The organism is Pseudomonas petroselini, assembly GCF_045037875.1.
GTDB lineage: Bacteria > Pseudomonadota > Gammaproteobacteria > Pseudomonadales > Pseudomonadaceae > Aquipseudomonas > Aquipseudomonas petroselini.
In genome coordinates this window covers 1655451-1668755 of record NZ_CP173614.1, presented here as the reverse complement: position 1 = coordinate 1668755, position 13305 = coordinate 1655451, and the positions used below count along the sequence as shown (strand labels likewise).

Genomic DNA, 13305 nt, shown 5'->3' with positions numbered 1-13305 from the left:
ATGACGATCCTGACTGAAAAACCAGATGTCATAGAGCCTGACAGTGATGAGTCTGCTGCAGTCCTACTGACGTCGCACCAAACACTGCTGACGGCCCCTGGTGGACCGTTTGAGCTGAAACCCGAGCTGCGTCAACTATGTGCGTTGACCAGCGATGGGATTTTGTATGTGTCAGCCCAACACCAAACGGATGCCTATGTCATGGCATTCGAGGACCAGCTGGAACACGAAAATCACCACTTTGAGGTCAAGGTCTGCTCGATGAGCACAATCAAGGCACTCTACCGCGCCAATGATGATGCAAATGGTAAAGCACTATCGGCGACTGAGACGAAGCGCCAGGCCCAGGTGGTGCAGCTTTTAGGAGAAGCCCACCGGCGCAATGCCAGCGACGTCCACTTTGTCGTAGGTCACGATATCACTCGAATCTTCTTTCGCATCCACGGGCTCTTGTGGGAGGCAGAGCAGCACCAGAGCCAGGTGGGCATGGAGCTCTGCTCGTCCCTCTACAACAGCATGTGCGATGTCGCGAAAGACCACTACCAGCCGCAGGTGAGCCAGGACGCCAGGGTAAAACGCGCCTATGTCGACCAACTCGGTTTGTTCGGTGCCCGAGTCGCCACTCGGCCGCTCGTAGATGGCCCTCTGATGGTTTTGCGTCTGCTGTATGACGACAAAACCAAAATGACGCTTAGTGATCTCGGTTTCCTGACGCAGCAAATTGATGCATTCAGCCGCATCCGCAGCTTGCCTTATGGGGTGAACCTGATCACTGGACCCACCGGTTCCGGCAAATCGAAGTCGCTGCAGGTAAACCTGAACCTCTTGCACGAAGAGTGCGGTGGAACAAAACACATTCTGACGATGGAAGATCCACCTGAATATCCACTTCTCGCCAATCAGTCACCGCTGGGCGCCGGTGAAACCTGGAATGACGGTATCACCAATTCCATGCGACTCGACCCTGACATTCTCATGTATGGGGAGATCCGGGACCTTGCATCAGCACAAGCGGCTTTCCGCGGCGGTATGACTGGTCACCTGGTGCTGACGACACTGCACACCAACAACGCTGTAGCAGCTCTTCAACGACTGATCGACATGGGTGTAGACCGACACCTGGTTACTGATCCTGCACTGATGACAAGCGTGGTCAATCAATCCCTTTTGCCCGTGCTGTGTTCCCACTGCCGCGTCCCCGCACGCGAGCATCTCGGGCAGCTCAACAGTGCGCTGGTGCAGCGCTTGCGCGATTTGGAAGCGATTGATGAGACCTACCTCAAAGGACCGGGATGCCCGCATTGCAAAGGCTTGGGCATCACCGGTCGCACGGTGGTTGCGGAAACTTTGCTCACCGACCTTGAGTTCATGCGCGTTTTCAATGGGCAGGGTGCAAGTGCGGCACGTCGCCACTGGGTCAAGGAAATGGGCGGTATTACCAAGACCGCACACACGATCATCAAACTGAAACAAGGATTAGTAGACCCCCGCCACGCCGAAATGACGGTGGGGCCGTTGGACTTTGACCGGCAAATCCTGGAGCTCGCTCATGCTGAGTGACGTCAGAGCGATGCTGAATCGTTGGGCAGAGACCTTCTATGCCAAGCAGTTTGGCAAAAACGAAAGAATCCAGTTCTACGAGAGCCTGATGGGCATCCTTGAGGATGGTGTGTCGCTTGAGGACGCACTGCACACGGTGGCCAGAGCATTCAGCGATAACGGGCAGAAGCTCCATCCAGTGTCCCTTGCCTGCAGGGATATCGCGCAATCGGTAAAAGGTGGGAAATCGCTGAGCATTTCCTGCGAAGGCTGGGTTCCCTATGACGAGAACTCTTTGATCGCTTCCGGGGAAGACACCGGCAACCTGGTGCAGGCATTTCGGGACTGCGTGAGGATCATCGAAGTACGTCAGCGGATCAGCAAACTCGTAGCGTCCGCCACCGTTTTCCCCTCCGTGGTGTGGAGCGTCATGGCGGCGTTGCTGTATGTGATTGCAGTGTGGATGGTGCCCTCCATGACACGACGCTCCAACCCCGAGGCGTGGACCGGCGTGCCGGCCTTCCTCTATGCCCTATCGAATTTCGTGACCCACTACGGGCTAGTGACGCTGATAGCTGTAATCGTCTTCATCCTCATATCGATCATCACTCTACCCGTGTTTTGCGGCCTTCAGATTACGGCCGCCAGCCCTTCGTGGAAGCTGCAGTTGAACAAGCTGCTCCAGGTCCTGCGAGTCCGAGCAGAGAGGCTCCCGCCTTGGTCAGTCTACAAGGCGCTCCACGGATCGATCTTTCTGCTCAACATGGCTGTGATGCTGCGCTCCGGCATCAACCAACTAGATGCGCTGACCTCTCTTCAACGCAATGCCTCTCCATGGTTGAAAGAGCGCCTGAGCGCCATTCATTACGGAGTGAGCGCCGGCAAAAACTTCGGTACCGCATTGAAGCTTGCGGGTCATCAATTCCCAGACCCCATGGCGATGCATTTTCTGGAAGTGCTCGCCACCCGCAAAGGCTTCGCTGAGTCGATGGAACGGTTTTCCAACCGGTGGCTGGAGCAAACGCTTCAGCGCGTCGAAGCCATCGCCAAATCTCTTATCGGCATGTCCTCCATGGCCATGGGGGTCATGATGATTCTGGTAGTGATCGGGATCTTCCAGTTGGCCGGCAATGTGACTGCAACGCTTTAAATCAAACCTAAATGAGGTACTGGAAATGCCAACAAACACTCCAAACAACCAACGCGGATTTCTCTCCCTAGACGGGATGTTCTGGTTGATGCTGATCGCGGTGGCACTTGGTTTCATCGTGTTCATGGGCTACAGAACGTTCGGCAGCTCGGACGTCACTATTGAACAGAGCAATCTCGGCACGTTGCTGAGCAATACCAAACGACTGAAAAGCACCACGGGTTACGCCACGGCAGGCACCAACTTAGCGCCTTCTTTGATCAACCTCGAGGCAACTGGCGGCATGAGCATCAACGGTAATGCCCTGTCCAACCGCTGGAACGGCGCAGTGACCGTGATGAGCAACGGCATGACCTTCACCATCACAGAATCCAACCTTCCGAAAAATGCCTGCATCACCCTTGCCTCGAACATGGCCAAGGACAAACAGACAACTACGGCGATCAACGGCGGCACTGCAATTGCCGGCGAAATCACTGCGGTGGCAGCTGCGACCAGCTGCTCCTCGGACGCCAATACCATCGCTTGGACTTCGTACTAAGGAATTCAGTGTGAGCGTGATCTCTGATGCTGAATTCGTCGACCTGTACCTCGGCGATGGATTTGCCGACGCCAAAGGTCTCCCTGGGCAGGCACGAAGGGTTGAAGCGCCCGCCGAATGGCGGGCAGACCTTGAGCGCTTACGGGCGCAGTGCGAGGAAAAGCACAAGGCAACCCAGGATCCAGAGTTCGCCCTAATTGAAGATGGCGTCGTCCTTCGTGTAACCCAGTTGCTGGATTTGAATGGCAAACCTGTGTTTGTCGTAAGCAAATCCTCAGTCCAGATCCGTCCATTGGACATGCTGGGTCTGCCCGACTATCTGCAGGACGCGCTGATGAGTGACACGGTTCGCGGCCTGATATTCATTTGTGGGGAAATGGGCACAGGGAAAACCTCCAGTGCTGCATCACTGGTGAAAGCTCGCCTTGAGGCCTGGGGAGGCATTTGTGTGGCTGTCGAGGATCCTCCAGAACCGTTTTTGAATGGTCGGCATGGCAGTGGGCGCTGCATTCAAGTTCCGGTCTCTCGCCGGATGGGGGGATACGAGGAAGCGTTGATTCTAGCGCTGCGCACAAGAGCCGATTTCCTGTTCGTGGGAGAAATTCGCGACAGCTCGACAGCAGCACAAGTAATTCAAGCCTCGATCAATGGCCATCTCATCATCAGCACAGGCCATGCAGGCAGCGTTACTCAAGGCATTGAGCGTATATCAGCCCTGGCTCAGCCGTTACTCAATAACGCCCGAGAGCTGCTCTCCAAGGGGCTAGTGGCCGTTCTTCACCAGTCCTTATCAAGCGGCAACGAAGGGAGTCGTCGATTAACCCTGCAGAGTCTGCTGTTCACGGGCGATGACGGACCGGGCATCCGAGAGAAAGTCCATGCAGGAAAGATCACGATGCTCGATCACGACATCGCTCACCAATCATCAAGGAGTCTCTGGAATGACCAGTAGGAACAAGCAGCGGGGCTTCTTGAGCTTGGACATGGCGATCGGATTGGCCGTTTTCTCCGTTGTCGTCACTTTGGCGATCGCATGGCAAATCAAGCAGATGGATTCTCAGGACTATCGAATTGCGGCTGATCAACAGAGAACCATTTCAGAGGCATTGGCCAAATATCTGAAGGATAACTACAGCGTGGTGCTGGCCAACGCGGCAGCAACCGTACCGGTGCAAATAACCGTTCCGATGCTCGTCAACACCAACTACCTTCCTGCGGGTTTCAGTCCCACTAACGCCTTTGGGCAGACCATTGTCGGCCTCGCCCGGAAACCCAACGCCAATCAACTGGAAGTGATTGTGGTTACTACAGGTGGGCAGACGATTCCTGAAATGGGTATTCGAACCATCGCTGAAAATCTCGGAGGACCTGGTGGGTTCATCTCTTCTGCCAATCCGAACATCGTCCAGGGCGTGCGGGGTGGATGGCAGGTAGCACTAAGTAACTATGCTATAGCTCCTGGCCCAGGACATACAGCTAGCGCACTTTTTCTTATGGATGGAGCGTTGGCTAATGACTATCTATATCGAAACGCTGTGCCCAATCATCCAGAATTCAACACGATGAATACTGATATCACGATGGGCAACCACAATATTAACAACGCAGGAAATATCACAGCGTCAGGCAACATAACAGCTAACGCCGACATTACAGCTCGAAACGTTATCGCCACAGCCAATGTTAATGCCGCTACTGCAACCATTAACGGTGATACCAGCACAGGTGGTTGGTTCAGAACACGTGGTGACACAGGCTGGTACAGCGAAAAATGGGGAGGCGGGATTTATCAAAATAGCCCCAACTGGGTCCAAGTTTATAACGACAAAAACTTTTCAACCGGAGGTGAACTATGGGGTGGAAAGATAACCTCGACGGGCAAGATAACGGCCTATGATCGCATTCAGACAAATGAATATTTGTCCCTGGGAGGCATAGCTACCGAGGGGCAACAGTGCAGTGACCGAACCCTTCTTGCAAAAAGCGCCGCGGGAATAACGTTGTCCTGCGAACAAGGCTTATGGAAAAGACCAGGTGGGTGGGAATTCCAGCTGATCCAGGGCACCTGCCAGGCGCCTGCCAGAGGAAGTGTGACCTGCTCCCTTGGCGACACTACATGGAAGTCGTGCTCTTTAACTGGCGCTTTTGGCATTGGGGATAGTGAGACTGGGTACATCTTCAGAAATGCAAGTGGATGGTTTCTCTCCACATCTCGACTTTCCTGGCCAGGTCTTTTCTATTGGAGCTGCTTCAAATAAAGCATCCATTTATAAATTCCAAAACGTTTTATAGTATGTCTATGGGGATTATTGCAGTGCAGACGCTTGAGAATAACGTTGAGTATAGTGCTGGAGAATTACAGACCTGGCTAAGCACCCGAAGCAGGATATGCTCAACTGTGCTATGGCGTCGCGCACTAGAAGGAAAAGAGGCATTCGAGGTCGGCGAGTTCACTTACAAGTTACAACCAACGGCCTCTGGTCGTTATTTAGTAAAAAAGATCGCCACTATGGAATTAATCAATCCACAACGCAAACCAATGAGCATCAAGCGAGCCGCAAAGTGGACTGTCATTGCGCTTGGCTTAGTAGGAATTTGCTTAACATTGATTATCCTCACGAAATAGTTTTGTTATTGACGCGTAGGTGGTAACAACCACCGTTCTGTGGATGGAGCTCATATCATGACAATGCAATGGCTCGTTTTGATGATTGTGCTCATTGCCTCCAGCATTTTCATGGAGAACCAACATCAGGACCAACGTACATCCGACTACGCTACCCTCGACTCGCTGGGTCGCGGCTTTCTGGTGTACCGATCTGCCGCTACCGAATATGCCCAGGCCAACCCGGGCTTCAGCGGGGTACCGAGCGATTCTGCGCTCAACCTACCTGGGTGGTTTGTGAAACCTGTGGGCGTAGGTTCTTACATCTCATCAGGAACGGCCTATACTTATTTTGATGGGGTTGCACCGTCAGGCTTGCCTTCTGTGCTGGTAGACCTGACAAAGACAACGACCGTTGGTTTTAAGCGTTCAGGAATGCTGATTTCACAGATAACTGGGGCGACCGGTATAGCAATTCCGTCCCCTGTTCCCGAAGGTGCGGTCGTCGCCGTCAATTAGTCTGAGTCGACCGACTTTGAAAGGCGCCGGGTTGCATAAGCTCCGGCCTATCAACATAATGATCACAACAACGTTTCCACCCCGTTGGCTACTGGCGGTCATCAGTAGCGCCCGGTGATGCGGCTTGCCTCATCACCAACCCCAAAGCACGCATAGCTCCGGGAAGGGCGTGCGGACCTGGTTCAGAGCTCTCCCTGTGTCTCCCTGTTCAAGCCAGACACGCAGCCGTCTAACTCGTGAATTGCGAGTTCAAAGGCACATAGGGCTCTGTTGAGGTTCGAAGCACCGTAGTCTAAGGGCCACACTGGTGTTGTGGCCCACACTTTTTAAAGCTCACACAATAGGTAGCCTGATCATCTTGCAAAGGATGATCAGGCTACCTATTGGTAGCTGCTTTTCCTTGCCGGTGGCCCGCCGGCGAAACGCAGGGCTCCCTTTGTGCGCGGATGCGTGCCTTATGCTAGCTGGCCTCAGCCACGATAATCGGCCAGGTGTTGGAAGTAAGACGTTCAGATCACAGCCCAGGGATCAACAACGCCTTCATCCCGCACAGGTGGTATTTTTTTCTGAAAGACGCTACTTACTACATCCGAGAGTGACTGTTGACCCAGCTACTCTCGGTAGCTTCTCCTGTCGACCTGAACCTTCTTTGCCCTCCGCGAAATATCCCTCTCCGCTTGACACATCACCATCCCCCCTTCGATGATATGGACGTGCTTTGCTGACGTCGTCAGCATCATGCCCAGGCAGTCAGGATCTTGAAGACTGCGACACGATGTTCGTGTCAGATCCGCCCAAGACCGCTGAGCTTCTGGTAGCGCGGTCGGTCGACAATCGTCGATGGAAGCACCTTATGCAACTCACCTCGCGGGGAATCACTTCCCCAACGGGGTCAGTGGGTTCTCCGCATTCAACCTGCAGGAGAATCACCATGTCCAAACTTGCTTATGGCTTCGGTTTCGCGCTTGGCACCATCACGCGACAGTTTCTGCGTGCGGTAAAGAAAACCAGCGCTGCGCCCACAGCTATCCATACCAAAGCAGCTCCGTTGCTTCCACCGCCCTGCGTACCTGAGCGTCTCGTACGTGAGATGGATCATGTACCGGCAATAACTCGTAAAGGTGTCGACCTGAACCTTTGGTACGCGGCTAACACTCGAGTGGTCGAAAAGCCCGCTCGGAAACCGCGTAAGAAGCCAGCTGCACGCTCGTTGGTGCCAGCAACTTGCTAAGTCTGCGTCCTTCGCCTCTGTAGGGAGCCTTCCCAAAGGGAAGGTTTCCTCAGAGATTTCACGGTAGGGGCTTGACAAGCGACAATCGTATTTCCATGATCTGCACATGTATCGCTGACGTCGTCAGCAACATGCCCAAGTAGTCTGGATCCGCAAGACTACGATGCGGTTTTCCGCATTGATCCACTCCCAAGATCGCCATAGCTTCCGGTAGCGCGATCAGTCGACTTAGTCGATGGAAGCACCTTTCCCACCCATGACGGGCCTACCCCGTCAGGGCAGGCCTCTCACTTTTGGAGGTCTGATGAAAACTGAACTGGCTCTCTACCAGGCATTGATTTCGATTAACGTCCCGGAACAGAAGGCAAATGCTGTTATTGAAGCTTTGGAGACCGACATGCTTTCACGTTTGGCTACCAAGGCAGATTTAACTGCTCTTGCTGCAGAGTTCAAATCTGAGATTTCACAGCTTGAAGTCAAGCTCACCATTCGCATGGGCGTCATGTTGTCTGCAGCTGTCGGTGTAATGATTGCTGCAATGAAGCTGATGCATTAAACAACCTTAAGCTCCACCCACCCTCGCGGGGAATACTTTCCCCCCAGGGCGAAGTGTTTCTCCGCTTTCTGTTATTTCGAAACTGGAGAATCACCATGAGCACTAATCAATCCAACGAAGCAAAATTCTTCGACCTTCACACCACTGGTATCGGTTATCTCAACCGTATCCGTGAAGTGAAACCTCGCGGCAAAGGTAAGCCATTCATGGCAGTTACCGTTGCGGCACTACGCGGCTCGATGGATGATGCCGAGTATTCCTATATCGACTGCAACGTGGTCGGCGCTGAAGCTGAAAAGCTGATTCGTCGCAGCCAAGCAGCCGTTGAAGCCGGAAAGAAGGTCCTTGTGAGCTTCCGAATCGGTGATATCTGGACCGACGCATTTACCTACGAAAAAGGCGATAAAAAAGGTCAACCTGGAGCAAGCCTCAAGGGCCGCCTGTTGTTTATCGGCTGGATCAAGGTGGATGGGGTAACTGTCTATGAAGCCAAACCGAAAGACTCTGCTGAGCCCCTTCCTGCCCAGGATGGTGCTGCTGGAGATGATTCGGATGACGCCCAAGGACAACCTGAACCTGAACAACGTCAATCTGCATGATTGAAATCATGGCGCCCCCTGGGCGCCTTTCAATATTCGTATCGAAGGGAACGCCTCCCTTCGGGATTGGTAGTTTCCGAAGACTGGAGATTCGCCATGATCATAAACCCTCAACGACTGCCGCTGGTGATTGAGATCGGTCTAATAGCGGCTCAGGCTCGTGTTCACAGTGCCTTAGACAAACAACGTCCAATTAATGTGGCAATTGACCCTCATGATGACCCGCACTACTTCCTCTCATCGGACCTATGGTTCGATGCTCTGGATGGGGTTATTAAGTTGGCCGAAATGGACCACAAAGATGATTTCAACCCAGACATCAGCCCGACCTTATCGGCGTTCGGACTTCTCCAAGAGTATTGGCAGGCCCGCGATCGTTTAGATCCGCAACCTGAAAGTGACGCTGCATGAAGTCAAGCGCCCTCTGGGTGACTTCAATTTACATATCGAAGGGAACGCCACCCTTCGGGATTGGTGATTTCCGAGCAATGGAGATGAGCCATGATGATGAACCCACAACGACTGCCGCTGCTGACCGAGATCGGTCTTTTAGCAGCACAAGCTAGTGTTTACAGCGAGCTGGATAAAATACTTCCGAGCAACCCGGCACTCGATCCCGATGATGACCCGCGCTACACCCGTACTTCTGATCTTTGGTTAGAAGTTCTGGATGGGGTTATCACATTGGCAAAGATGGACCATCGAGATGAATTCAATCCCGAAAACAGCCCACTGTTGTCGGAGTACGGACTTCTCAAGGAATATCGAAGGGCTCGCTGGGAGTTGGAAGATAAGCTTATCCACCCCGAATACTACTAACTCGCCACGTAGCATAGGCTGACTCTCACGCTGATTCCAAATCAGCATAAAGACCCATCGGGAAACCATCTCCCGACCGGGCCAGGTGGTTTTCGCACCTGGAGATAAACATGCAAACCACCACTAACCTCGTATCGTCTGACCTGCTCAAACTCCCGGTCGTTTTAACACCCCGGGCCTGGCAGGAAGCGGTGCATATTGAAAACCCACAGGATGCAAGTGTTGTCAGTGAGCGACTGGGCGATGTTGTCCTGGAGGCCTATCGAGAACTGCATTTGCAACCTGACAGCACACAGATCCATTTCGGCCTCTATCGTTTATTGCCTGCCGGCAATAACACCGATCGAGTCTGGCTGGACCTAAAACTTGACCGCATAGAATCACCGCCAGGCGTTTTCTATCTGTACATCTCACTCAAGGAAGAAACTCATACTTCTTGCCCATAATCCTTCGACATTCACAGCACTACCCAAAGCCCGACATCTGTCGGGCTTTTTTCATTCGTAGCAGTGTGGAGCTGCCCATGATCAACATCCCCGGCCAACTGGCCATCCGTACCATCAGTGGCCGCAATGGCGAATTCAACGTCGGACGGCTCTCGACCTCTATCGGTGAGTTCGTGATCAAAGACGCACTCCTTGATCAGTACGATGAAGGAAAATACCGAGGCGACTTTCTGATAACGGAGATCCGTCCTTCGTATTACTCCACAGCAGGTCGCCTGGTCGTTGAGATCCGTGCAAAGCTGGAAAGCATGAGCCTCGACGACGTGGACAATCTGACACCGGAAGACGCCGCCAGGCTCTCGCCAAACGAGCCTGACCCTATGGATGAAGAGTCTTCCTCCAACCTCTCCAAGCCAGTGCAGCGGAATAATCCACCCGCAGTACCGGCCTCTAATAAACAGGTATCAAAAGAGGATGCCCCGTTTGGGATGACCCCGACCGGCGGAACCAACGACCTCGAGGCAGATGCTGAGTTGTTCGGCACAATCTGGCCTCTAAGCGATACAGTCAGGCTGGACACAACTGTTGATCGTCAGCAACTACGCCAACAGTGCAGTCGGCTCTCTGAGCTCGGCTATGTACACAACTTCAAACTGCAGGTATGGAATATCTCCAATACCTGACGAAGCCCGCGATACGCCAAGCCAATCGGCACAACCCATGAGGGGCTCCCTCCTGGGCGCTCCTCGACTTAGCAGGAGCAGCACATGAATCCAATCTTCAATAACCTGACCCAAGAAATCCTCGAAAACATCGAAGATCAGCTCGCCAATAACGAGGTGTCGACGAATGAGGAGCTTTGGGACTTCTTGGTAGAGGAGCTCGAAATGACGGCAGAACAAGCCGATGCCGCCGTTGCCCTTCGCCCCAAATACCTGGGGCAAATTTTTCTCACTGGGCACAGCCCTCTATTTCAAGACGAGACGGTCTCGTTTGACCCGAACGATAAAACGTTCAAATCGGACAACCTGCTGTTTCCCAAGCAATAACACTTACTGCTAACACCCCCGAGGGGCTCACCGCCCCTCCGGGCGGGTTCCCCCTCCATTATGGAGGTTCCCATGCCCAGCCCTACCCCGCTCTTCCCAATCGAGGAGTGCAATGATCTTTTCGTCGACGCTTGCGCGTGTGACGAACAACGCAACCTGGTGTTCCTTTCTGCATGGGGTCGAGACACGGCGCTGCAGGAGTTCCTGGCCAGGCTGACCCTCGGCACGACAGAAGATGGTCTAAGCCGGTTTCACATCGTTGTAGATGGCCGAAGTCTTCCTGTTTTCCCCAACATCGATCTGTTGGAGAAGCGCACCACGCGACAAATGCGCGGTACGTTATTCGGCAGCTTGATTCACCTCTGGTTGTTTGACCGACGCTGCGTACAGCCGGATCGGGCCAACCACTTCGCCTACGCCCTTCTTGAGAACGGGCAGTCACCTCATCAACGGCTTTGGCCTTTGATACAGGACACCTGTCCATTACCGCTACTGCCTCATTGGCAGGAGCAGGTAATGGGGTTGCTCACCCAACACGACATGCTGCAGCTGTTACCTGGAACGTCCGGTGCTGTTGCGGCATGGCGTTTGTCGTTGCAACTCGACGTTCTCGAAACAGCCCTAGGCGAGCTCATTCGCCAGGGGCAGCTCTCAACCCACGCTCAGTTTGAGCATTGATCCAGGAGCCTCACCATGGCTTTGATGTTCCCACGATTGGCGCGCAACTTCGCTCGCAATGGCTACTACCCCACTGACGAAACGACGCTGGAACTCACCCTACAAGCGTTGGCACCATCCCCAAGCGGGAAGATGCGGATCTTCGATCCCTGTGCAGGCGAAGGCGTTGCCTTAGCTGAAGCTGCTCATGCACTCGGGCGTGACCGCGTTGAGACCTACGCAGTCGAGTATGACCAGGAGCGTGCCAAACACAGCAAGACACTGCTGGATTGCGTGCTGCACAGCGACTTGATGGACACCATGATCAGCCGCCAGGCCTTCGGCTTGCTCTGGCTCAACCCGCCCTACGGTAACCTGGTCGCTGACCATGCAGGTGCATCTCAGTACCAAGGTAACGGCCGTCGGCGCCTGGAGAAGATGTTCTATCAACGGACGCTACCACTGCTGCAGTACGGGGGAGTCTTGGTGCTGATTGTTCCGCACTACGTGCTGGACGATGAGCTGTGTGGTTGGCTATGCAATCACTTTACTGAACTGCGGATCTACAAAGCCGCTGATCCAACCTTTAAACAGGTAGTGATCTTCGGTATACGAATCCGCCGGCAGGACCTCGCTCGACCGCAAGAAGTCAAAAACGTACGCGCACGCCTTCAGGCGATCGGTACCGGCACATTGAGCGCGGAAGCGTTACCAACCAGTTGGCCATGGGAGCCCTACAGGGTTCTCTCGGCATCCAACGAGCTGGAACACTTCTACCGTATCAGCCTTGAACCTGAACAGCTCAGCGAAGAAATCAAAAGACTTCGTGGCATGTGGCCTGACTTCACACTGCACTTTGGTCAAAGCGGCGCTCAGCCACGACCTCCCGTGAGGGAGCTGTCGCGCTGGCACTTGGCGTTGGCATTGGCTGCCGGTGCGATTTCCGGCGTAGTGAAATCCAAAACCGGCCGAGTATTGGTACTCAAAGGCGATACCTACAAAGATAAGGTCCGCAAGACCGAGTTCACCGAAGACCAGGACGGCAACGTGTCCGAGGTAAGGATCCTGACTGATCGTTTCGTGCCCATCATTCGGGCATGGGACATGACGCCAGGCTCTGCCAACCAAGGCCGCGTGATCACCATCAGTTCATCGGCGGATACGCCGCATGAGGCTGATGAGGTGGTGACACAGCCAACACTGACCCCACCACCACGAGTGACATTTGAACCTGGCCGCTTAGTGCTGACCCAGTCAGTGCACCACCTGATTGAGCGTGGACATCTCGATCCAAGCACTTACTTGCGACGGCATTTCTCCGGTGACTGGGGGGAACTGCCCAAAGAAGACTGGAGCAGTAACCAACGGGCTTTGACCTACGGGGATCGATTGTTCTCCTGTTATGACATATGCGCCGGCGATGAGACCCGGCTCTGGATCATCACCGAAGCTGACCGCAGTGCAACAACCGTGTTGCTGCCATCGGACTACTGACCCACCACGCCAACCTGGCCATCCGTTAACCAACCCGCAGGGTATTCACCATACCCGTCGGGGTGTCGTGCATGCCCTGTTTCGTTCCTATTGGAGAAAC

16 protein-coding genes are annotated in these 13305 nt (G+C 53.9%); all 16 read left to right on the top strand.

Going from position 1 to position 13305, the window contains the following annotated elements:
* The 16 genes from ACI512_RS07750 (at position 1) to ACI512_RS07675 (ending at position 13205) form a co-directional block, all read left to right on the top strand.
* On the top strand, positions 1-1560 hold the full coding sequence (locus ACI512_RS07750; protein WP_008437356.1) for a GspE/PulE family protein: 1560 nt from the start codon (positions 1-3) through the stop codon (positions 1558-1560).
* Positions 1550-2689 (top strand): type II secretion system F family protein, encoded by a 1140-nt coding sequence (locus ACI512_RS07745; protein WP_008437357.1) that lies wholly within the window; start codon positions 1550-1552, stop codon positions 2687-2689. The genes ACI512_RS07750 and ACI512_RS07745 overlap by 11 nt, the downstream gene beginning before the upstream one ends.
* 25 nt (positions 2690-2714) lie before the next feature.
* On the top strand, positions 2715-3230 hold the full coding sequence (locus ACI512_RS07740) for a type 4 pilus major pilin (protein ID WP_173667485.1): 516 nt from the start codon (positions 2715-2717) through the stop codon (positions 3228-3230).
* 10 nt (positions 3231-3240) lie between these two features.
* Positions 3241-4182 carry an ATPase, T2SS/T4P/T4SS family gene (locus ACI512_RS07735; protein WP_008437359.1) on the top strand — a complete coding sequence of 314 codons (942 nt, stop codon included), beginning with the start codon at positions 3241-3243 and terminating at the stop codon, positions 4180-4182.
* On the top strand, positions 4172-5488 hold the full coding sequence (gene pilV, locus ACI512_RS07730) for a shufflon system plasmid conjugative transfer pilus tip adhesin PilV (protein WP_008437360.1): 1317 nt from the start codon (positions 4172-4174) through the stop codon (positions 5486-5488). The genes ACI512_RS07735 and pilV overlap by 11 nt, the downstream gene beginning before the upstream one ends.
* Positions 5470-5856 carry a hypothetical protein gene (locus ACI512_RS07725; RefSeq protein ID WP_124361237.1) on the top strand — a complete coding sequence of 129 codons (387 nt, stop codon included), beginning with the start codon at positions 5470-5472 and terminating at the stop codon, positions 5854-5856. Before pilV ends, ACI512_RS07725 begins: the two co-directional genes overlap by 19 nt.
* 57 nt (positions 5857-5913) lie before the next feature.
* A complete protein-coding gene (pilM, locus tag ACI512_RS07720; protein ID WP_008437362.1) occupies positions 5914-6354 on the top strand; it encodes a type IV pilus biogenesis protein PilM in 441 nt (146 codons plus the stop codon).
* Between the two features lie 1535 nt (positions 6355-7889).
* Positions 7890-8141, top strand: a complete 252-nt coding sequence (locus ACI512_RS07715; RefSeq protein ID WP_008437363.1) for a hypothetical protein — start codon at positions 7890-7892, stop codon at positions 8139-8141.
* Between the two features lie 95 nt (positions 8142-8236).
* On the top strand, positions 8237-8740 hold the full coding sequence (locus tag ACI512_RS07710) for an STY4534 family ICE replication protein (RefSeq protein WP_008437365.1): 504 nt from the start codon (positions 8237-8239) through the stop codon (positions 8738-8740).
* Positions 8741-8836: 96 nt separating this feature from the next.
* Positions 8837-9151: a hypothetical protein gene (locus tag ACI512_RS07705; RefSeq protein ID WP_008437366.1), complete on the top strand. Its 315-nt coding sequence runs from the start codon at positions 8837-8839 to the stop codon at positions 9149-9151.
* 90 nt (positions 9152-9241) lie between these two features.
* A complete protein-coding gene (locus ACI512_RS07700) occupies positions 9242-9559 on the top strand; it encodes a hypothetical protein (protein WP_008437367.1) in 318 nt (105 codons plus the stop codon).
* Between the two features lie 110 nt (positions 9560-9669).
* The gene (locus ACI512_RS07695; protein WP_082236564.1) at positions 9670-10005 is read left to right on the top strand and encodes a hypothetical protein; all 336 of its coding nucleotides are present in this window, start codon (positions 9670-9672) and stop codon (positions 10003-10005) included.
* A gap of 77 nt (positions 10006-10082) precedes the next feature.
* Positions 10083-10688, top strand: a complete 606-nt coding sequence (locus tag ACI512_RS07690) for a DUF3275 family protein (protein WP_008437368.1) — start codon at positions 10083-10085, stop codon at positions 10686-10688.
* 84 nt (positions 10689-10772) lie between these two features.
* Positions 10773-11054, top strand: a complete 282-nt coding sequence (locus ACI512_RS07685; RefSeq protein ID WP_008437369.1) for a hypothetical protein — start codon at positions 10773-10775, stop codon at positions 11052-11054.
* Between the two features lie 72 nt (positions 11055-11126).
* Complete coding sequence (locus tag ACI512_RS07680) at positions 11127-11732, top strand: hypothetical protein (RefSeq protein ID WP_008437370.1); 606 nt, start codon at positions 11127-11129, stop codon at positions 11730-11732.
* Positions 11733-11747: 15 nt separating this feature from the next.
* Positions 11748-13205 (top strand): DUF6094 domain-containing protein, encoded by a 1458-nt coding sequence (locus tag ACI512_RS07675; RefSeq protein ID WP_008437372.1) that lies wholly within the window; start codon positions 11748-11750, stop codon positions 13203-13205.
* Positions 13206-13305 lie beyond the last annotated feature (100 nt).